The sequence below is a fragment of the Iningainema tapete BLCC-T55 genome, assembly GCF_014698965.1.
Taxonomy (GTDB): Bacteria; Cyanobacteriota; Cyanobacteriia; order Cyanobacteriales; family Nostocaceae; genus Iningainema; species Iningainema tapete.
Genome location: NZ_JACXAE010000093.1, coordinates 1 through 21,397, shown reverse-complemented (window position 1 = coordinate 21,397; position 21,397 = coordinate 1). Strand labels below are relative to the sequence as shown.

18 protein-coding genes are annotated in these 21,397 nt (G+C 39.8%); 7 read left to right on the top strand and 11 right to left on the bottom strand.

Annotation, left to right across the window (positions count from 1 at the left end):
- Positions 1 to 35: 35 nt before the first annotated feature.
- Positions 36 to 5,519, bottom strand: a complete 5,484-nt coding sequence (locus ICL16_RS31130) for a CHAT domain-containing protein (RefSeq protein ID WP_190835465.1) — start codon at positions 5,517 to 5,519, stop codon at positions 36 to 38.
- Positions 5,520 to 5,828: 309 nt separating this feature from the next.
- Here ICL16_RS31130 and ICL16_RS31125 point away from each other — a divergent pair, with 309 nt between their 5' ends.
- A complete protein-coding gene (locus ICL16_RS31125; protein ID WP_190835464.1) occupies positions 5,829 to 6,203 on the top strand; it encodes an STAS/SEC14 domain-containing protein in 375 nt (124 codons plus the stop codon).
- Between the two features lie 20 nt (positions 6,204 to 6,223).
- On the opposite strand, the gene ICL16_RS31120 is transcribed toward ICL16_RS31125, so the two are convergent.
- Entirely contained in the window at positions 6,224 to 7,582 is a 1,359-nt protein-coding gene (locus ICL16_RS31120) for a DUF1822 family protein (RefSeq protein ID WP_190835463.1), read from the bottom strand.
- Complete coding sequence (locus ICL16_RS31115) at positions 7,579 to 8,997, bottom strand: hypothetical protein (RefSeq protein WP_190835462.1); 1,419 nt, start codon at positions 8,995 to 8,997, stop codon at positions 7,579 to 7,581. The genes ICL16_RS31120 and ICL16_RS31115 overlap by 4 nt, the downstream gene beginning before the upstream one ends.
- 224 nt (positions 8,998 to 9,221) lie before the next feature.
- On the opposite strand from ICL16_RS31115, the gene ICL16_RS31110 reads away from it, so the two are divergent.
- The gene (locus ICL16_RS31110; RefSeq protein ID WP_190835461.1) at positions 9,222 to 11,378 is read left to right on the top strand and encodes a S8 family peptidase; all 2,157 of its coding nucleotides are present in this window, start codon (positions 9,222 to 9,224) and stop codon (positions 11,376 to 11,378) included.
- 165 nt (positions 11,379 to 11,543) lie between these two features.
- Here ICL16_RS31110 and ICL16_RS31105 read toward each other — a convergent pair whose 3' ends face one another.
- The 5 genes from ICL16_RS31105 to petN form a co-directional block, all read right to left on the bottom strand.
- Positions 11,544 to 11,789, bottom strand: coding sequence for a hypothetical protein (locus ICL16_RS31105; RefSeq protein ID WP_190835460.1), 246 nt, complete (start codon positions 11,787 to 11,789; stop codon positions 11,544 to 11,546).
- 43 nt (positions 11,790 to 11,832) lie between these two features.
- Positions 11,833 to 12,486, bottom strand: a complete 654-nt coding sequence (locus tag ICL16_RS31100; RefSeq protein WP_190835459.1) for a hypothetical protein — start codon at positions 12,484 to 12,486, stop codon at positions 11,833 to 11,835.
- The gene (locus ICL16_RS31095; RefSeq protein WP_190835458.1) at positions 12,483 to 12,878 is read right to left on the bottom strand and encodes a hypothetical protein; all 396 of its coding nucleotides are present in this window, start codon (positions 12,876 to 12,878) and stop codon (positions 12,483 to 12,485) included. The genes ICL16_RS31100 and ICL16_RS31095 overlap by 4 nt, the downstream gene beginning before the upstream one ends.
- 70 nt (positions 12,879 to 12,948) lie before the next feature.
- Positions 12,949 to 13,176, bottom strand: coding sequence for a hypothetical protein (locus ICL16_RS31090; protein ID WP_190835457.1), 228 nt, complete (start codon positions 13,174 to 13,176; stop codon positions 12,949 to 12,951).
- A gap of 7 nt (positions 13,177 to 13,183) precedes the next feature.
- A complete protein-coding gene (petN, locus tag ICL16_RS31085) occupies positions 13,184 to 13,273 on the bottom strand; it encodes a cytochrome b6-f complex subunit PetN (RefSeq protein ID WP_190835456.1) in 90 nt (29 codons plus the stop codon).
- Positions 13,274 to 13,385: 112 nt separating this feature from the next.
- Between petN and ICL16_RS31080 the strand changes: the two genes are divergently transcribed.
- The 3 genes from ICL16_RS31080 (at position 13,386) to ICL16_RS31070 (ending at position 15,693) form a co-directional block, all read left to right on the top strand.
- Positions 13,386 to 13,841, top strand: a complete 456-nt coding sequence (locus ICL16_RS31080) for a hypothetical protein (protein WP_238361037.1) — start codon at positions 13,386 to 13,388, stop codon at positions 13,839 to 13,841.
- A gap of 104 nt (positions 13,842 to 13,945) precedes the next feature.
- The gene (locus ICL16_RS31075; RefSeq protein WP_190835514.1) at positions 13,946 to 15,328 is read left to right on the top strand and encodes a cytochrome P450; all 1,383 of its coding nucleotides are present in this window, start codon (positions 13,946 to 13,948) and stop codon (positions 15,326 to 15,328) included.
- Between the two features lie 26 nt (positions 15,329 to 15,354).
- Positions 15,355 to 15,693, top strand: a complete 339-nt coding sequence (locus ICL16_RS31070; protein WP_190835455.1) for a carbon dioxide-concentrating mechanism protein CcmK — start codon at positions 15,355 to 15,357, stop codon at positions 15,691 to 15,693.
- Between the two features lie 4 nt (positions 15,694 to 15,697).
- Here the strand turns inward: ICL16_RS31070 and ICL16_RS31065 are convergent, their stop codons facing one another.
- Together ICL16_RS31065 and ICL16_RS31060 are read right to left on the bottom strand one after the other, a co-directional pair.
- Positions 15,698 to 16,276 carry a Uma2 family endonuclease gene (locus ICL16_RS31065; protein WP_190835454.1) on the bottom strand — a complete coding sequence of 193 codons (579 nt, stop codon included), beginning with the start codon at positions 16,274 to 16,276 and terminating at the stop codon, positions 15,698 to 15,700.
- A 53-nt stretch (positions 16,277 to 16,329) separates the two neighbouring features.
- Entirely contained in the window at positions 16,330 to 16,509 is a 180-nt protein-coding gene (locus ICL16_RS31060; protein WP_190835453.1) for a hypothetical protein, read from the bottom strand.
- A gap of 462 nt (positions 16,510 to 16,971) precedes the next feature.
- Here ICL16_RS31060 and ICL16_RS31055 point away from each other — a divergent pair, with 462 nt between their 5' ends.
- Positions 16,972 to 17,586 carry a hypothetical protein gene (locus ICL16_RS31055; protein WP_190835452.1) on the top strand — a complete coding sequence of 205 codons (615 nt, stop codon included), beginning with the start codon at positions 16,972 to 16,974 and terminating at the stop codon, positions 17,584 to 17,586.
- 213 nt (positions 17,587 to 17,799) lie between these two features.
- On the top strand, positions 17,800 to 19,350 hold the full coding sequence (locus tag ICL16_RS31050) for an ATP-binding protein (RefSeq protein WP_190835451.1): 1,551 nt from the start codon (positions 17,800 to 17,802) through the stop codon (positions 19,348 to 19,350).
- A 52-nt stretch (positions 19,351 to 19,402) separates the two neighbouring features.
- On the opposite strand, the gene ICL16_RS31045 is transcribed toward ICL16_RS31050, so the two are convergent.
- The gene (locus ICL16_RS31045) at positions 19,403 to 21,319 is read right to left on the bottom strand and encodes a CHAT domain-containing protein (protein WP_238361036.1); all 1,917 of its coding nucleotides are present in this window, start codon (positions 21,317 to 21,319) and stop codon (positions 19,403 to 19,405) included.
- Between the last annotated feature and the right edge of the window lie 78 nt (positions 21,320 to 21,397).

The following is a 21,397-nucleotide window of genomic DNA, read 5'->3' as shown; positions in this document are numbered from 1 at the left end:
GGGAGAGATGCAATTAATTGCATCTCTGGTGATTTTTATAAACCGTTACCAATTAAAATAAATGGTGCCCAGTAGTAAGGGTGAGAGTAACTACTTTTTCGTTGTTCTTTCCTGGGTAATGCACCAAGTTCTCTCTCTAAATGGACACCACGTTTAGCATCATTTTCTCCTGTATAGTGATTACCTTTGAGCAAACTTAATTGGGCTTGACGTAATGCTTGAGATTTCGTCATTTTGCCAGTAGCAAGATTTTTGTAAAATAGTTGTATTAGTTGAGATGTACTGAGATCATCAACTATCCACAGAGAAGCCATTACCGATTTAGCGCCTCGATTCATAAACTCGTAAGCAAGGGTGTTAATTTCTACACCGTCTTGAGGATCATCTTGATTTTTAGAAGTAGCAAGGGCTGTTTGACAAGCTGACAAAACAACTAAATGAATATCCTTTAATCCTATCAAGCTAGAAATCATAATCGGTGTTAATGGCTTACCAGTTCCCATTAAGATATAAGATTGTTCTGGGCTTGTGGAGTCAAATACACCGTGAGTAGCAAGGTGAAGAATTTTGTATTTGTTCAAATTATCTCGCAATATTTCAAAATTGAATATTTTATTTAAATACTCTTTTCCTGGATAAATTCCTTGCTTATCGTTGGTATTTTCACGAACAATAGCGTCTAATTCCTTGGGTACATATCGTAAAGCCCGGAAATGCTTATTGGAATTAGGATTTGAATCGGGAGCAGATTCCGATAATCCCATTGCTAAAAGGGGAGTAGTTTGAATATTAGTAGGTGGTTTCTCTTGCTCGTTAAAGCTTTCTGTAGTGACATTATGAATTGTGTATTTTTCGATTAGGTATTGCTTGCCATCATGAAGTGCGCTCATGGGAATATAGCGAATTTCTCTATGAAGGGTAAAAATCAGATTCTTTACTTGATTATCCTTTAATTCCACCTCTAATGGTTCAATTAGCCATTTGTAGAGTTGTTGGCTGACTGGCTGTATTTCGGCAATATCTTTTACACCACAGTAATAACCTTCTGGTTCACATTTTCCCATTAACTCACGAAATTTTTTGACTGTATTTCTTAATTCCTTCCTTGATACTGGGACTTTCTCTGTTTTGACTAGACCTTTTTCGCCATATACTTGTAACCACAATTCATTTTCCAATACCAAAGGATAAATCATCACGGTGTTTGCCCGTGTTTCCTTTGCTTGGGCTTCAACAATTGCTTGGGCTTTTGCAAATCCTGTCGGATTAAAGAATTGATCGTCTTTAGCACGATCATTCCGAATTTCTTTATCAATTTTCTGCAATTCTTTAAGAGACTGTTGGATTGAATCAGTAAGCTTATTATTAAGTTCAGTGCGTTGACTGCAATTAGTTCTTTCGCATTCACTTATCTGACTTGCTAAAGCAATTGTTATTTTTCCTTGTTCGGGAATCTTTGCTTCTGTGGGAGTCAGAGGGATATTTAATTTACCTTCTGCGACTCCTCTAGAACCTCTTGCTTCTCGAATTTCTTGTTCTTCGATGAGTAACCGTATTTGGAATGCTTCTTTATATCTTCCTTGAGAATTTAACAAACCTGCAAGTTGAGCATATATATCCGATACCTTCATTTTGTCGAAATCAATAGTTGAATTCAAGAAAGAGTTTTGTAATTCTTTGGGTAAACCTTCGATACCACGACGAATTTCTTCAAGTCTATTAACAGACTCCTTGTAGTAGGTAATGGCAATGTTAGGTTGGTTTAAATCCTGATAAACCCGTGCTAAACCAGCATAAATACCAGCATCTGCACCTTTTACTTGATTATCAGTTTGAATTGCCAATGCTTGCTGATAGGCAACTATTGCTTGTTCTGTTCTGCCAAACTTACGATGCAGACTTCCAATATTGCTGAGTGCTAACTTTTCCCAAACACTATTTTGGTTTTTTCTAGCAAAGTCCAAAAATGCTTGAGCAGATTCCATCGCTTTAGCATCATTATTAGATTCACTATAGCCAGCACTAAGAACTAATTTTGCTAACGCTTCTAAGCGTGGTTCTTTAATATCTGTAAAAATTGCTAATGCTTTTGTTGTTGAATCTATCGTTTTATTCGCTTCTCCTTGATAAAAGTAATTACTAGCTAGAGCTAATAAAAGTGTACCTTCACCCTGTCGATTGTTGAACTGTTTGACTATTGCCAATGCTTGTTCATAATACTTAGCACTACTTTTGTAGTCTCCTAGTTTGCTATAAATGTCTCCCAAAAAGTATAAGGTATCAACTTGAAGGATAGGACTTTTGAGTTGCTGTACAATTTTTAAACTTTGCTGTCTTAAATCTAAAGCTTGCCCATAATTATTAAGGGAACTATAAATACTACCTAATGCTGTTAAAGCTTGGACTTCCAATAGTGGATTTTTCAACTCACGGGCAGTTGCTAAACCTTGCTCGACTAATTGTTTCCCTTTAGTATACTGCCCAGTTAATCCGTATGCTTTACCTACAACAATTAAAACTTCTGCCTTTTTAACTGGATTATTTAACTTTTGGATTTTACCAAGTAGAGGTTCACCAAGGGATGTAATTTGTTGATATTGTCCCGTAGCTTCATAAATGCTAGCCAAGGCAGCTATCGATTCTATTTCTAAAGTGAAATTATTTATTTGACGTGAAATGCTTAATGCTTGCTCTGCTATTTTAATACCCTTGTCATATTCTCCTTGGAATTTATATACTTTACTAAGGTATATTAAAACACCTACTTCAAAAAATAAATTTGACTGCTTTCTTGTTAAAGCTAAAGCTTGTCGTGCTGTCTCAAATGCTTGATTCGTATCTCCTACATAAATGTAATTCTCAATAAGATTGAGCAAAACAATAATTTCAGTTCCAACCATTTTGCTTTGTACTATTTGCAGATTTTGCTGTGCTATTTCTAGAGATTTACTATAGTTTCCCTGACTAAAGTAAATGGCTCGTAGATTATTTAAAGCATCTTCTTCTAGAGAAGGACTTTCTACCCGCGTGGCTATAGCTAACAGTTGCTGTGCAGATTCTAGTGCAGAAGCGTGATTACCTTGTTTTGTGTAAGTATCGCTAAGTTGTTTTAATGCTTGTGCCTCGATTTTAGGTTCTTTTATTTGCCGTGCTATAATTAGAGCCTGGTTAATAACTTTAATTGCCTGGGGATAATCTTTGAAATCATTAGTGTGTGATTCACCTAAGTCAATCAAAGCTTCTGCATAATACTCTTTTATACCTGATGCTTGAGCTTTTTTGACTGCCTGTTGAGCAAAATCTAAAGCTTGATTCGATTTCCCAAGGACACTATAACTTGTCTGTAAGCCGCCCAAAGAAGAAATTTCTGCTTGGACACCATTATCCCGAAGATTAGATGGTAATTTATCAATCTTAATTTGCTGGGCTATAAGTAAAGCCTGCTGGTATATCTCAACTGCCTTTTCATGCTCACCCAAAATATTATAAGTACTAGCTAGAGATTTTAATGCAATTACTTCTCCCAATAAACCATATTCTTGGGGTAATTTGGATTTTTCTTCTCTTTTTATTTCTAAATATCGCTGGTTAACTTCTAATTGTTTATGATGTTCTCCTTGATATCGATAAATGTTGGCTAAGGCACCTAAAGCTGTTGCTTCAGTCACTAATGCTTTCAAATCACGAGCCATTCTGGCAGCTTGTTGTAAAGTTTCAATTGCCTTTTTATTTTCACGTAAAAAAGCATAAGCAGCACCTAAGTCACCTAAAGTCGATGCTTGAATTTCTGGCTTATTTAATTCTTTTGCAAGATTAATAACTGATGGAGCTAGTTCTATTACACGAGAATATTCTACTTTCGCCTGACTATATAATTCTCTAATAAAGAAGTCTACAGCTTTAGAATTATGACCTGCAATGATTTTATACAAAGCAGTCATTTGTCCTTCTTTATCTTTAAGCGTTTGGAAAATCTTTAACGCTCGTTGAAATAATTCAATTGCCTGGTCATCTTTATTTTGAAATAAATAAGTTTGCCCTATAACAATCAAGAAATTAGCCTTGTATGCGTTATCTTCTATTTCTGTTAGAAGTGGTAGGGCTGACTGATAAAATTGAAGAGCGCTGTCATACATCTTTTGCTCATTATAAGTATCTCCAATCTCTGCTAAGATACGACTTTCTAGAGATTTATCTTTTTCCTCTCGTGCAATACCTAATGCTTGTTTGTAGATTTTAATTGCTTGTTCATACTGATTTTGCCGGAAGTAAATGTTTCCTAATGCTCTAAGAATACCTAATTCTAGAGGCTTCTTTTTTAATTCTTGTGCAATAATAAGTGCTTTTTGATAATTTTCAATCGCCTGTGGATATTGTTTTTGTTGAAAAGAAACTTTTCCAATTTCTGTCAGAATATTAGCTTCTCGTGATTTATCTCTAGCTTCTCTAGCTACGGCTAATGCTTGTTCATATATTTGACTAGCTTGCTTATACTGTTTCTGAATAAAGTAAATATTCCCCATCATCTGAAGAATATCTGCTTCCTTTGATTTATCTTTGACTTCTCTAGCTAAGGTTAATGCTTGCTGATAAAATTCAATCGCTTTGCCATATTCTTTTTGACTGGAGTAAGCATCAGCAATATTATTAAGAATGATAGCTTCTAGTGATTTATTTTGAACTTCTCGCGCAATTACCAATGAATGCTGCCAAAATTCTACAGCACGAACATAATCTTGTTGACTGTTATAATGCCATCCAATATTTAATAGAACGCGAAACTCCCCATCTTTATTTCCCAATTCCCTATTTAAGATTAAGGATTGTTGATAAAATTCAAATTCACGTTTATATTCACGCAAATTCCCATAAACTATCCCAATTCTAAGTAATGTATACCCTTCGCGATATTTATCTTTGACTTCTTTATGAATAGCCAAAGCTTGTTGTAAAGTTTCTACAGCTTTAGGATATTGTTCTTGATTACTGTAAGCAAATCCAATATTACTTAGTGTCTTACCCTCACCTTCTCTATCTTTTACTTCTAGACGAATTGCTAAAGCTTGTTGGTAAAATTCTAACGCTTTGGTAGTATCAATTTTTAATCTATAACTTGTGCCAATATTATCCAAAACTTCGCCAACAGCACCTTTATCTTTAATTAATTTATACAGATTTACAGATTGCTGCAAAACTTCCAAAGCTTGTGTAGGTTGATTCAATCCGTTGTAAATCTCTCCCAATTTATTTAAAGTTGCCGCTTCCCCAGGTTTATCCCCCAATTGTCGCCGGATCTCCAACACCCGTTGATAAGTCAGCAACGCCTTGGGATATTCTCCACGCCGAAACTGCTGCACCCCATCCTGAAACAACTTATCCGCTTCCGCTTTCCGATCTGAACTTGTCGCAGTTTGTGCCAGTGTATGCTTGACTACCACATCACTTGCTGCCACTCCAACACCACAAGTCAGTGAAAACACTAAAGTAGCTAGGGCGAAACCCTTCAAACGGTTAGACATTGGTTACTCCTCTTGTATGTATGGCTACAGGCGATCGCTTGTTCAATCTCTTGTATTTCTGAGGGCAACCCAGGTTATGCAAAAATTGATGCAAAACTCGAAAATTCACCTCAGCATAGTTACGATACCTTGAGGAGATATTCCGTAGAAACACTGCTAGTCATTTGTAAAGTAAAGATATTGTGAAGAAAAGCCAAAAAAGTCTTTTTGAGGTATACCCAAATGTATGGGTCTAGGTTCAGCCCCAAGCGTTGGGCTAGGCAGTCCTTTATAATAGAAAAAATTCCGTAATATCCTTTGGAAGCCGCTATGAGCCTCGACGAACTCATCCAGGCAGCCAATCAACTGGACGAAGCAGACCTGGATCGCCTCGTCCAGCAGGTTGTCATCCTTCGTGCCTACCGCAAAGCAAACGTCCTGCCATTAGAAGAAGCTCAACTGCTCCATAAAATTAACCAATGTATCGACCCAGAACTCCGCGCTCAGTACCAAACGCTTCGTGCGAAAAAAGAAGCTGAAACTCTCACGGACGCTGAATACAACACCTTGATCCAACTCAGCAATCAAATCGAACAATTCGGTGCCCAACGCCTCGAAGCCCTCGCCAACCTCGCTCAACTTCGTCAAGTCTCCCTATCAGAACTCATGAAAACACTAGGCATTCAACCTGCTACTTATGTCTAGTGAAAATGTTCCAAAATTTTCTACCTCCCCAAATCAAACGCAAACGGTAATAAGGTAACCTCAACCCCATCCATCAAACTTACACTCACCAAAAACTTTTCATCCCAATTACCCACTACACAGGTAAAGATGTAAGAATCTTTACTTTCCACATTTAATCCCAGTTCCTCTAAAATACCCGTTTGGTCGCTGACCCTAAGTTTAATATTAGAAGGTAAATTACTTAAAGCAGGTGCGCCTAAAATTAATAATAAACTCCACTTCGGTTGCTCAGATTCTGCTACCAAATGCCAAGTTACCGCATACAACCGTAGAGGTATCCCAGCTAACAGTAAATCCTGATACGCACCCCTTGCTTGTATGGGAATTTCCAAACCCCTCTGTCGTAGTTGAGTAACAATTACCTCAAACTCTTCCGCTGGACTACGCATTGAACGCATTGCGGAAGCTGATGCAATTGGTAACAGCACCCAAGAAAGTTCCTGCGCTAATTCATCTAACTCATTCCACAACCAACGTCCAGCGTTGAGTGCTGGTTGGGTAATTAATTTGATTAAATCCTGTAGAGAAGTATTGACTGAAGGCTGATTTTGTGTTTCTAAATGTTGCTTTTGTAAGGTATAAACCCAATTCAGTAATTCTGGATTAGTAAACACAGCAGTTGCTTGTTCCCAGGTTAAAATATTGGATAATTCTCGTTCAGGCGATCGCAACTCAGGTAATAATTCCAGTAATTGATTTTGTACCGTTGCTAAAATCCCAGTTCGGTTTGTGGGAATTGCTGGTAAAGATATTGCTGATACTTCCAGACAACGGAAATATAGCAACAAACGGTCTGGATTATCATCAAAACACGATATTGGTAATTGATAATTCCAATCCGACTGTAGAGACGTTACATCTAACGTCTCCATCAATTCTGGATAGGATAAAAAAGCATAAACATTCGCTGCTTCTTGTTCTTCTAACACCTCCACCAAAACATAAAAATGGGGAATAAACTCAGGTAAATCAATAACGACTCTGGGTAAACTCACCATTTCATCGCTGAGACTACCAGTAGCAATCAGACAAACCTTAAATTCACCAACTTGTAAATTAGCAACACCATTAATAAAATTCGCCAAAGCTGGTTGTAAAATCGTACATTTATCTCGATTAGTCGCTACTAATTCTGTCCTTTCCTCTAACCATTGCTCAAAAGCAGATAAAGCCAAACAATTGAGATAAACTTGCCATTGCTTCAATTCATCAGGAATGCGATCGCTAATTTCTGCGGCTCCCTCAATATCATTAGATGATAAAGCGATCGCTGACGTTGGTAATGTTTCAAAATCTAGATAAGACATGGGTAAAATATTACTTTTTAGGTTATTCATAATTGATTATTGTCTTGTTTTCTAATATCGAGGTATTCACATAAACGTTCTGCAAAAATATCTGTTTTTAAATTGCTTTTCATCGTTCGAGATTGAATTTCTGCATTTTCGATAATCTTGCTGATTTCTGACGAAAGTAAAATTGTCAGTTGCTCATCTAATTGCTTCAAAGCTTTGACATCTGCATATACTTTAGCTTTTTCTTTCACCAAATCCTTTAAAGCCATCAACATTTCCTGTTGTACATCAGTCCGAATCTCCTTTAACTTCAATAACTTCGTCACTGCATCTTGCGCTCTCATTCCCAGTTGCTCGGCGATTTCCTTCATTGCTAACTTCTGACATTGAGATAGTTCGAGAGCAGTTAAAAACTTCTGTGCTTTATTTCCTTTTTTATGCTGTAATTGTCTTACTCTTGATTCTGTAATTTTGGCTAAAGCTTGCTGTAAAGAAATTTGAAATTGATGACGATAAAACTGCAAAAACTCAACTTGTTCGTCCTTTGATTCAACAATATCAATTATTGAGGTATCAATTTTTTCTTCTAATAAGGAATTAAACTTGCCCGGATTCACAGCATCTAGAGAATCTATTGCTAAAGAACCACCCCGAACATAAATTCGATACTCTCGTAATTGAGAAGCTAGCTTTTTCAACTTTCGTCTCACAGTTTCAGCATCAAATAATCGACCCGTTTTATTCATGATATATTGGGCAATATTTTCTAATTGTTCAGTAGTTGGTTCGGGACATATACTTCTTACCTTTTTTCTAATTTGTTGTAGCCTTTGAACGCGATATATAGTATGATAACTCTGGAGAAGATGCTGTGTTTCTTGAATTTCTATATCACTCAAAGTATAGAATTCCTTGAGAATACGCTCCAATTGCTTAAGTTGAGTATCATTTAAAATAGCCCAATCACTAATCAAATAAAGACCGCACTCCAATAGAAATTTATTTAATTCGGGATGCTGTTTTACCTTGATCGTCGCCCAAGTAGTCAAGCTACTTTGCTGCGAATCAAAACTCTGAAGAATTTGCCGAGCAAAACATTTATACTTACTTGCTGATGATAATTTACCATCATCATCTAGGACAAAAGGTAACAAATCACTGCAACGAAAATTATGCTTTTCACCAAATTTCCTGGCTAATTGCACACACCCTTGCTCTAAAATCCAAGAAAGAAAGCAAAGTAAACAACGCTCTGCAACCAAAGCTGTTTCGCTAAGTGCATTATTATATAAATGTAACAGTTGAAACTGAATATCCCTGTCAGGTACATCATCATCTAGTACCAAAGGGGCAAACATCTGTGTGAAAAAAGACATAGCAGCAGGTATTTCCAGAATTTTCTGCTTACCTCCCGCATCAATCCTCACTAAGTTCCAATATCTTGAAGCATTACCCATAAGTACTTTTATTTAAACATCATTGTTAATTGTCACATAGCAACTGCTCCTATACGCAAGAATTTATATCTTGATACATTTTATACTAAGTATCTGATTTGACAACAACTCCTGTCATCTTTTCATAATTCTGAGGAAATTGACCTTATGCAATTTTGGAAAATTGCATATCCTCCAAAAGCTGAGAAATACACATATCCAGCAAAATTAATCCAGTCGCAATTATGAAACGTTTCCTCTCAAGTCTGGTTTTAGCAGCTTGTCTCTGTTCCACCAATCTTCCCTTCATCCCTCACCAATACCGGGAACTCGCGCAAGCCCAAACAACAGATGAATTGTTTTATACATTTTACGGTCAAAAAATTCCTCTCAACTTGCGACGCGATCGCATTGCTGTCAGCTTTAAACCAACTAACACCCGCTCTCGCTCCATCCAACCTTTACACTTACAGTTACAACAGGATTTAAGACGTGGTGGTGGCAATACTCGCAGTATTAACAATAATGGCTTTGATATCGATGTAAAACCTTTGGGAGAAAATATTGCCCTGGTGAATGTAACGAACGGCACTCGTAGTTCCTTAAATTCAGTTCAACAGCAGATTCAAAAGCAGTCTTACGTAAAAGAAACTCTACCTATTTTAACGCGCAAATCGGAGGAAACATCCAGAGAAAAAGAATCTGAGCAAGTTATTGTTCTACCCAATGAGATTGCGATCGGCTTTGACCGGGATATGTCTGAAAGTCAAAGACAAATGGTATTATTGCGTCACGATTTAGAAGTGGTTCGCCCGTTGAGGTTTAGTAAAAATCGCTATTTAGTCCGTTCTAAGTCGGTATCCGGGACAGAGATTTTAAATGTGGCGAATCAATTAGAATTGGTGACAGGAGTGCAATCTGCTACACCAAATTTCATTCAAGCCACATCATACCAACAATCGAAACTATTGGCGAATCTCGCTAATTTACCAGAAACCCCGAACGCCAATCAACGCTTGGAACAGCAGTTAGCACAGTTACCCCAACCAAAAGACACACCTGTCCGTGCAAAATTACTGCCCTTGCAATGGCATTTAAATAGTACCCCAAAACGCGGTCAACTGTTAGCCCGTACTGATATTCGCGCAACGGAAGCATGGAAGCACAGTAATGGTGGACGTGGGGTTGTGGTAGCGGTAATCGATAGCTTGATTCAATGGGATCATCCCGATTTGGTACAGAATACCTATAAATCTGGAAATCATCCCGATAAGTTACCTGACGAAGAATACGGTTGGGACTTCTCTAGCAGTGGAAAAGGAGATGCAGACACACGCTTGAATTCTCAAGAATTAGCGCTCCTTCAAACAGAATTTCAAGATACTTTTAAATTACCTACTGACCAATTATTAAAGAAATATCAACAACTTGCCGATACATTCAAAAAACGCAATCCTAAAGCTTCTCCCAGTGAAATAGCACATTATATTCGGAATTACATTCGTCTTCAAATCAGTAGCGAGTTTCACGGTACTTGGTCTGCGGGGGTAATTGCTGCCAATTCTCCAGATAAAGCTGGTGTTCTCGGAGTTGCACCCAATACCCAAATTTTACCAGTGCGGGTGTTTGGCTTGGGTGGTGCGATTAATTCCGCTTCTTTGGTAGAAGCAATTGGTTATGCTGCCAGTAGAAATGTTGATGTCATCAATATGAGTTTGGCAGGTTTGCTTCCCGATGAGGGACTAACCGAACAAATTTTTGATGTATTGGATACTAACCGCAATTTAGTCATGATCGCTTCTGCGGGGAATGAAAATTTAGATGGTGTTGCCTTCCCTGCTGGTATTCCTGGGGTTGTATCGGTTGGTGCTACAAATATGACGGGTAATCGTACCTACTACAGCAGTTATGGTGGGGGATTAGATGTAGTTGCACCAGGGGGAGAAATCCAAAATGGTATGAGTGGGGGTATTTTAACTACAGGTGGCACTTGGCTGGATGGTTTTTGGCAAGGAATCTCCGTACCAGACAATTCTTGGGGTGTGGCTTTAGACCCTGTAGGTAAGTACGTTCAGGTACAGGGGACTTCTTTCTCGGCTCCCATTGTATCGGCAGTGGTGGCACTCATGAAGGGGGAAGACCCGAAACGACGTTTGAGTCGGGAGGAAATGGTGTCAATTTTGAAAAAGACTGCTACCTATGATGGACTCAACCTTTCTAAAGCGGATGCTAATCGCTATCGTCTGCAAAAAGAAGTCGGTTTTGGAACTGTTGTAGATACTCCAGTTTCACGACCTTCCGGTATTTTCCCAAAGGCGAAACCAGTGTCAGCCCAAGAGTATTTCTTCGGTCGTGGTTTAGTTAATGCTGATGCTGCGGTGCAGGCTGTGAAGCAGAGGTAGGGATAGGGGCGCTCATGCTTGCGCCGCCTGTGGGGTCAACAATCTCAAAAACCAGCAATCACCCACTTATTGCGATCGCGTCTCGTCTGTCCTAAAATAAGGGTGGGCAGGACAACCCACCCTAGAAGAACTATATTGAACGTAATTAAGAATCGCGATTGAGTCCTAATTTTCCTGACTATCGGGATTTTGTGAAAGTAATTGCTGAAAATCGGCTACTGAGTTGACACTTACCGTCTCTAAATGCAGCCTTTGCAATTCAGAAATATCCTCAATGTTATTAATAGCTTCAACTAACTCATCTGGTACTGTTTCAAACCGATAAAGCAAAATACTTATGATATTAGATTGAAGGGTTTGTCTAGTTCCCTTTTCTATTCCTCTCAATTCCATATTGCTGAGTAATGGCATTATTCTTTCCTCCTCATAACGTCTGAGTCTTTCGTTAAAGCCATCATCTTGGTGGAGACGCGACGCCAGTCGTCTCTGTCGGGAAACCCGGATGCAGCGCTGGCTCAACTTTCGCGTCTCTACTTATGTTTGCTAAGCTTACACTTATATGAGTGTCATCAATCATTGTACGAATCTGCCAAGGAATATTGGGCGCAGCTAGACGTTGGCGTAACTCCAAGGGAATCTCACCACCGAGTTTCTCTAAAGCGTCGAGAAGATTAACGATTAAATCCACCTCTTTAAGTTCGCAAGTTGAAAGACGATTTATAATTGGCGCTATAGCTTCCTTAATTCCTTTTTTAGCTAGATGCTCAGCTACCAAACCACCGTATTCTTCATTATTGGCAATTGCATCAAGCAGACAAGGCACTCCTACTCTGGAATTAAATTGTAAAAGTACTAGTGCTGCTAAAATTTTCGTCTCTAAATCATCCGATTCCTGAAGAAGTTTCTCTAAATGTGGAACAACCACTGAACCCAAAAGTTGCAATCTTTCTGCCACCAAAAAACGGTTTGGTCCCCGAATTAAAGCATCAACAGCTTTGCGGGCAAGAGAATTAACAATTTCTGTTGCCTCTTCTAACGCCGGAACCTGCTTTTCAACTTGATTAGTGTCTAAATTTTCGATAACTGAATCGAGGTTAAATCTGCTCATAACCTAACCCTTGTAACTAAAAACTCACCTTTGAGATTAGTGCCACCAGGAATAGAAAATATACTTCTGGAAGGAACTTCTCCAAGTATTCTAATGCCGTTGAATACAAATGCTGTTTCTTCCGAAAACTGAATTACAAACTTCTGCTTATCCCCAAAGACACCAATATTCATCAGTTGACTATCAGTAGCATCAGTACCCAAAAGCGTAACAAATATTCTACCTGGTTCACTGGCTAGAAAGGAATTGATGCCTTGTGCAAACCTGAGTTCGGTGACAATCACCTGCTCACCCACTTCAAGATTATCACTGTCAATTCCTGTAATACCTTTTATGCCATTAGCATCAGTAAAGTGGCTAAATAAGCGTCCTCCACCCAAATTGACAGTCATTGCAAATAGTAAGAGTACTGTAGAGACGCGAAATTTCGCGTCTCTACACATTCGGATGAGATTTCAAGAATTATCGCTTCTTCTTGGGAGCAGTGGTGCGTCGCGCTTCGTCGCGTTTTTCTTTTTCTTCGCGGCTCTTCTTGGCAGGAGAGGTGCGTCGCGTTTCGCGTTTTTCTTGATCTTCGCGACGACGATCGCGCCAACCTGCTAGTGTCAAATAACCAACACCACCTGTTACTGCTAGAAGCAGTACCAAAGCGATTACAGCCAAACTATCTAGAAGGAGTGGACTTTCCACGATTTTTCTACAATCCGTTACGACCCCAAACTACCATTGAAATTGACCAGGTGAAAACAACCAGTAAAGCAACCCAACCCAATGACAAAATATCCATAGCGGTACTTCTCAAGTAAGTTTAGAAAACGACTCTATTTTCTATCATACGAGAAACCCGCCGCCCAGATGAAATCAATTTTCGGGCTTTATGCTAATGGAATTTTTACAAGATGTCTATTAACCTGATGGCAGAACGCTTAGAATCTCTCAAAGCCGGATTAACCGCGAGCTTGTGCCTTACTTTAGCCTTCATCCTCACCTCTTGGTTCAATAGCGTAGTAGCCAAGTATTTTGAGATACTCAGCAATCTGCAAGTTAATACTCTAGATTGGCACTGGTGGGTGAGTGGTGCGATCGCTAGCTTCTCTGGCTTGCTGTTTGGTGTCACCTATCGTTATATCATACGGGATGATCAAAATCCGCAACTGAAAACTGGGGGAGTGCTTGCTTTTGGCTTGGTGCGAGGTTTAGCCCAGGTGGATGTGGGGCTTTGTTGTACCAGTAACGTTTTACCTTTTGTAGTGCTGGGTTTGGAGAGTGTTTTGTGGTTTAGTGTAGCAGCGATCGCTCTTGATACAGCTATACATCTCGGTTGGATAAAACCTTTCGCTCTAGCTGATGATTAATGGAGATACCAAAGGGAATAGCTAGAATGTTTATTACAACAGGCAACCATGTGTATGGATCGCTTGAGCCTGTTGCTAGCAAGATTTCGGGAGGAAAAATTTATATGCAGCTACCTAATACTCTTCAAACTCCCTCTTTTTTCCAGAAGCTTCAGTGGGTTACTAACCCTGTAGGATACATGGAAAAAGCGGCTCAGCAGTACCCCGACATTTTCACAGCGGAGATAGTTGGTTTTGGTGACACTCTAGTAGTTGTAAACAATCCCCAAGCACTTCAAGAAATTCTTACCAACGATAGAAAGAAGTTTATAGCTGTAGGTGAAGAAAACAAAATTTTGCAACCTTTAATCGGGGATTATTCTGTGATCATGCTGGAAGGAGAATCCCACAAACGGAGGCGACAAATTTTGATGCCCCCCTTTCATGGAGAGCGGATGCGTACCTACGGAGAGAATATCTGTAATATAGCGGAAAAAGTTTTTAGTCAGATACCACCAGGTAAACCCTTCTTAGCTCGTAAAGCCATGCAGGATATTTCCCTGCAAGTCATATTACAGGTTGTCTTTGGCTTGTATGAAGGTGAACGTTACCAACAGATCAAACGCTTACTAACATCAATAACAGAGATTTTTAGCTCTCCCCTGAATGCTAGCCTTCTTTATTTCCCCTTTTTACAAAAAGATTTAGGTGCTTGGAGTCCTTGGGGAAAGTTTGTGCACCTACGCTCCTCTATTGATGAATTACTCTACGCGGTAATTGCTGAACGTCGGGAGCATCCAGATCCAAATCGCGTTGATATTCTCTCCTTGCTGATGTCAGCTAAGGATGAACAGGGTAATTCGATGACGGATCAAGAATTGCGCGACGAGATGATGACAATGCTATTGGCTGGACACGATAGTACAGCATCAGCAATGGCTTGGGGATTGTATTGGATTCACCATTTACCAGAAGTCCGTGAAAAACTGCTCCAAGAACTAGATACTCTTGGCGATTGCCCAGATCCCACAAGCATAGTTCGGCTACCTTATCTCACCGCTGTCTGTAATGAAACTTTACGGATTTACCCAGTTGCTATTATGACGTTTGCTAGGGAAGTGCAAGAACCAGTAGAACTGCTGGGACATCACTTAGAGCCTGGTACTTTACTCGCTGGCTGTATTTATCTGTTGCATCAACGTGAGGATTTATATCCACAACCCAAGCAGTTTAAACCAGAACGTTTTCTGGAAAGACAGTTTTCTCCCTATGAATTTATGCCCTTTGGTGCTGGTGTGCGTCGCTGTATTGGTCATGCTTTAGCACCCTTTGAAATGAAGCTAGTCTTGGCAACCATCGTATCACGCTATCAACTCGCGCTGGCAGATCATCGACCAGAAAAACCGAGGCGACAAAATGTTACGCTTGCGCCTGCTGGTGGAGTCAAGATGGTAATTACAGGAAAGCGTGTGCGATCGCAGTCTCCCCAAGCTGCTTTAATAAATTAGAACCGTCCTAAAATCCGCGTATCTGAATGACACTGGCACTTGGCATGATTGAAGTTTATGGCGTTCCCACAGCACTTGAAGTAGGGGACGCTATGTGCAAAGCTGCCCGCGTAATCCTTGTCGGGTATGAAAATACGGATTTGGGAAGAATTACTGTTTTGATTCGGGGACAAGTAGGAGAGGTGAAGGTTGCTGTAGCCGCCGGAATTACAGCAGTGTCACGAGTTAATGGTGGCGAGTTACTTTCATATCATACTATTCCCCGTCCCCATGAAAATTTAGAATATGCTTTACCAATTTATCACTCGGCTTTGGTTGAGCAATTCAATTCAGATATCCGCTTTCCACCACCGTTATCAGCTTAAAAATTTATCCCCACACGATTTCCATATTCAGGACAAAACCAGGTAAGACATCTTCCCCTGATAATTCTTTTGGCGATTCTAAAACTTCTACTTCTTGCCCCTGGCAATATATTTCTACTTGGCGTGTTTTTCGATCAATTAACCAACCAAGTTTTACTTGATTATTCATGTATTCTCGCATTTTTTCTTGTAACTTTTGTAAAGTATCAGATGGCGACACTAACTCTAGGACAAAATCGGGAGAAATGGGAGGAAATTTCTCCTTTTGTTCAGGTGTGAGAGAATCCCATCTTTCTTGTTTTATCCAAGTTACATCTGGAGAACGAACGGCACCATTGGGGAGTTTAAAGCCAGTTGAAGAATCAAACACTTTACCAAGTTTTGTTTGTCGATTCCAGATTCCAAAATCAGCTGTAATTTCAGCATTACAGTTTCCTGTTTCTCCTCCCGTTGGAGCCATAATAATCAGTTCTCCCTTGGCATTGCGTTCAAATTTCACATCAGGGTTTTTCAGACAAAGTTCGTAGAATTGATCGTCGGTTAGTTTAATTACATCTGAGATATCTATAGTAAATGCGTTCATTTGCTGTTAAGATTAAGGTGATAATTATATATTGTATTTTAGCGTTGCAGCTATCAGAAACCCTGTTTCTTGGATAATACCCCCAGATCGAGAACATGGTAGCGATCGCTTCTGCTTACTATTGCCGGAATGTTTACTAGTAAAGCGTAAGCAACAGCAACTGAAACTGATTTCGACAACCATTTTATGCCACTTTTGAGTTGGTATTTTGGCTGGGTGATTTGTTTTTTCATGTCATCAATGCTTCCCAACCAGAAAGTAAAACAGTGCTTAACTACACATATTTTTTATAAAACGGCACTTAATTAAGCAAAAATTTTAGGCGAAACCAAAGCAGCAGAGAGTGTTTTGTCATAAAAGACACTCAAGCAATAAGAAAGACGCGGAGGCAGAGAAGAACGCATAAGAAAGAGTGGTGATCGCCTCCGGTACTGCGCGTTCGCAAAAGAACAACTTATCATCAAATATACGGGAGAATATCTTTAGAGCAAGTAGCCTATAAATTAACTATTACATAATAGCTGATTTTTTTATCTTTCATGATGGTAAAATTATTGCACTGTGTAACATTACTTATAAAAAATTTACCTAAAAGTCCTGATTTGGAGATGCGATATTAATGTGATTGAAAAGATTATAGGATTAAATAGGTGTAGACAACTAACATCTTGAAACATCAGGAGGGAAAGAGTTCAATGAACTTTTTCAAATCACAAAGTCTTTTTCTCGCCACAGTTATTCTGACTACAACGATTAGTGCAGGTGCTGCATCTGCTGCATCTTTTGAGATTGTGGGAGGACAGTTTGAGGATGGTACTACTTTTTCTGGAAATTTTGAAATTGACCCTTTGACAGGGACACTTGGTGATTACAATATCGCCACCAGCCGTACTCGAAATAGCGGTCTGAATTACATAAAGTTAGCTGAGGAATTGGGTAATGCAACGTCGAGGTTAAGTATACTTCCTGATAGCTTTGAAGTATCTTTCCGAACTTCATTTTTTCCGGTGGGACCGAGAGTCATCAACGAATTATTTTTAAATTTTCCTGGTTCTCCTGTTGGATTTAATGGGGGTGAAATTCTTTCAGGAAGAGAGTCTAGTCTTGTGACTGTTGGATGTATTGAAACTCTGGGATCTAATCCCGGCGGATGTGGACCTTTTGTGCGCTTTGTTTCAGCAGGAGCGGTTGTTAGTAGGCAAGTTTCTGAACCTGCAACTACCTTTGCCTCTGTGATTGGATTGGGATTAGCAACTTTGTTTACAGGTTCACGATGGAAACGGTTTGAGCCTGCCCAGTCGGATAGTTAAACGTTCTGCTATTAGATTAGAAAAAATCATTGGGACATGAGTTGTAAGGGAATCAAGTAAAAAGTGAAAAGAAATAATGTTTGGTTCTTTTTACTTTTTACTTTTTGATACTCTAATATTAATCAAATACGCCGACCGTACACCAATTGAATGAGAATCAGGATAATTAGACTTACAATGAGGGCATTCACCAAACACAGTTGAAAGCATACCATGTCTCGTTGGTTTAACACCGCAGGTCCATGCCAAGCTGATATTCACTATATGCTATCACCAACCAGTCGAGTGCCGAACTTGGAGCGGCTGATTGAACAACGTAGTTATTTTGTGATTCATGCACCGCGTCAAACAGGTAAAACCACCGCGATGCTAGCCTTAGCCAAACAACTGACGACTAGTGGACGTTACACAGCAGTTTTGGTATCGGTAGAAGTGGGAGCACCTTTTAGTCATGACCCAGGAGCAGCAGAAAATGCTATACTAGCAGCCTGGAGAGCGAATGCGAGATTCGATTTACCTCCAGATTTACACCCTCCTGTTTGGAATGAAGAGCAGCCAGGACAAAAAATTCAAGCGGCTTTACAGACATGGGCGCAAACTTCACCGCGCCCATTGGTGCTGTTTATTGATGAAATTGACTCTTTACAAGATGAAGCTTTAATATCTGTTTTACGACAGTTACGCGATGGCTATCGTAGTCGCCCCGACAATTTTCCAGTTTCTGTTGGGTTGATTGGTTTACGAGATGTGCGCGATTACAAGGTAGCATCTGGGGGGAGTGAGCGATTGAATACCTCAAGCCCCTTCAATATCAAAGTGCGCTCAATAACCTTGAGAAATTTTCATGCCAAAGAGGTACAAGAACTATACCAACAACATACCGACGATACCGGACAAGTTTGCACGAAAGCTGCAACTCAGATGGCATTTGATTTGACTCAGGGACAACCTTGGTTAGTGAATGCCCTAGCCAAAGAAATTGTCGAAGAGATGGTGACGGATACAAGTGTTGCAATTACACCAGAACATATATTAACAGCAAAAGAAGTATTAATAGCACGTCAAGATACTCATCTAGATTCTCTAGCTGAAAAACTTAGAGAACCAAGAGTTAAAGCGATTATTGAGCCAATTCTTGCCGGACTTACATTAGGAGATACACCATCGGATGATCGACAATACTTGATTGATTTAGGATTATTGCGACGTGACCCAACAGCCGGATTGACAATAGCAAATCCTATTTATCGCGAGGTAATACCCCGTGTTTTAGTCCAAGGTACTCAAGACAGTCTACCATACATTAGTCCCAGTTGGCTCACTTCAAACGGTGAAATTGACACCGATGCCTTATTGCAAGCTTTCATCGCCTTTTGGCTCCAGCACGGAGAACCATTACTCAGTAGTGCACCATACCACGAAATCGCACCGCATATAGTATTAATGGCATTTTTACACCGCGTCGTCAACGCAAGTGGAACCTTAGAACGTGAATATGCAATTGGACGAGATCGCATGGATTTATGTCTAAGATATAAAAATCTCACTTTAGGAATCGAGTTAAAAGCTTGGCATAATAAAAAAGGAGACCCACTTGAAAGCGGTTTAGAACAATTAGACTCTTATTTAGCACGCTTGAGAGTAGATTTTGGTTGGCTAATTATTTTTGATCAACGTTCCAAAGCACCACCAATCGAAGAGCGTTTAACAACACAAATTGCCACCACCAAAAATGGACGCTCCATTACAGTTGTGCGTGCATAGCCCCAAACAACTGATTTACTTAGTAGAGTTTAGCTATGCACTTTGTATAACTTTACCATTTGTGGAGTGGAGTCCAATCACCAGAGGGGACAAAACTTGCCCAATAGTAAGGATGCTGATAACTTGGGTTGGAGAGCATCTCAAGTTGTGCAGCTCGCAATGCCTCATGTCTGCCCTTACCTGCCTTCAATCCCTGGTAATATTTCACCATTAGTTCCTTTGTCCCCTTATCGTCCACTTTCCACAAACTCAAAACCTGACTTTGAGCACCAGCAATCACTAAAGCACGACGCAATCCATACAATCCATCCCCCACCTTCACATCACCCAACCCTGTTTCACATGCGGATAGCACAACTAATTGAGTACCACGTAAATTTAGTCCAGCGACTTCCAATGCTGTAAGTACACCGTCGTTAGCACCAGCCAAAACTTGATTACGATTGTTAGCACCAGCTAAGGCTAATCCTGAACGCAACAAGGGATTTTCCAGATTCAAAACTTTTAAAGGTTTGCCCAATTCATCATTGACGGGTTTAACTTCAGTATCAGGTAGAAAGAAACCGTGGGTAGCAAGATGTAATATACTGGGAGCAGTAAGCTGTTTAATCGCAGTTTCCGTAGCTTCTTGACTTAGCAGGAGTGTAGTGTTAGGAAAAATAGCTTGGACTTTTTCTGCTTCTTCTTTGGTATTGGTTAGTGGTGTAAAACTTATAGAAGCTAAGTCATTAGAGCGTCGATTTTCCACACTTCTTACTGTATTTGACTTCGGTGCAGTGGCTACTGTCTGCTGTTGATCATAGTCAATAGCGGCAAACACAATTGGACTAGAGCGGCTGTTGGCAACAGATTGTAACTGTAGCAAATCTCTAGCACTGGTAAGATAAGAGAACGCATAACGTTGAATTAAGTATTTACCCTGCTCATCCTGTAGTGCTTCAAAAGGAATCAGCGTTAATTGCCCATCTGGTGATAGTAGTAAGTGACGCGCATCTCCCAACAATGGACGAATCGGTGCCATAATGAGTTTATCTGCACTACGAGCAAGTTGCTGAATTTGTGGGATAGCATTTTTGTTTGCACCCTCAACATGTTCAACATTAATTCCGCGAGCGCCTAAACGTGCCAAAGCTGTTCTCAAAGATGTGATCGACTTATCAATGGTTGCAGCATCTCCTAAATCAACCCACTTTGGTTCACCGGATGAGCGCAATACAGCAGCAGCATAACGCGGGTTGCCCTTTCTTTGGTTTTGTTTAGCTTTAGGATTGAACGGCTGATACTGCACAATTTCAACTATTGCTGCATCTTGAGGTATCTTAGCTTGAATAGCTTCTAACTCCACTGGCTGTGTTGCATTACGGAATTCAGCACTCTTAACGCTGATAACTTCTTCTAAACGTTCTTTTTGAGCTTCCAGTTGCTGATACTGCGCTTGATAATCACTCACACTTTGCGTTCCCTGTTCTTTATATACTAATGTTGATAGTTGCTGTTGAACCATCAGCCACTCATCAAATAATTTTTGTGTTTCTGGCGTTGAAGCTAATTGATTGCGTAATGTTTGTATGCTTTCTGTAACAGCATCTAGTACCAGCCCCTTACGGCGTAGTACTGTGGTAAGTGCTAAGCGTGGTATTTTCAGATTGTGAGAAGCTTTTTGGAAGGACAGGGAAATGATACCATCGGTTGACGATGTAAATGTTCTGGCATAGTCTTGTTTTCTTTGCTCTGAACCTACAGCTTTAATGAGTGCTAAATTCTGGTTTTCAATTGCTAGCCCACTAGCAAAGAAATCAGTAGCACGGGTGATATCGCCTTTTGCCCAGTACAATCCAGACAAATTGTTGAAGCTTAGTGCAACTAAAGGATGTTCTTTACCTAGTACTTTCTCACGAATAGCGAGTGAGCGCTGATACAAATGCTCTGCTTTTTGATAATTTCCCTGTCCATCGTACAAGTAAGCCAAACTGACTTTTCCCGTTAAGTCTCGAAAAGCTTACTCACAAAGGATTATGAAGAAGGGACACTATATACGGTACAGTAA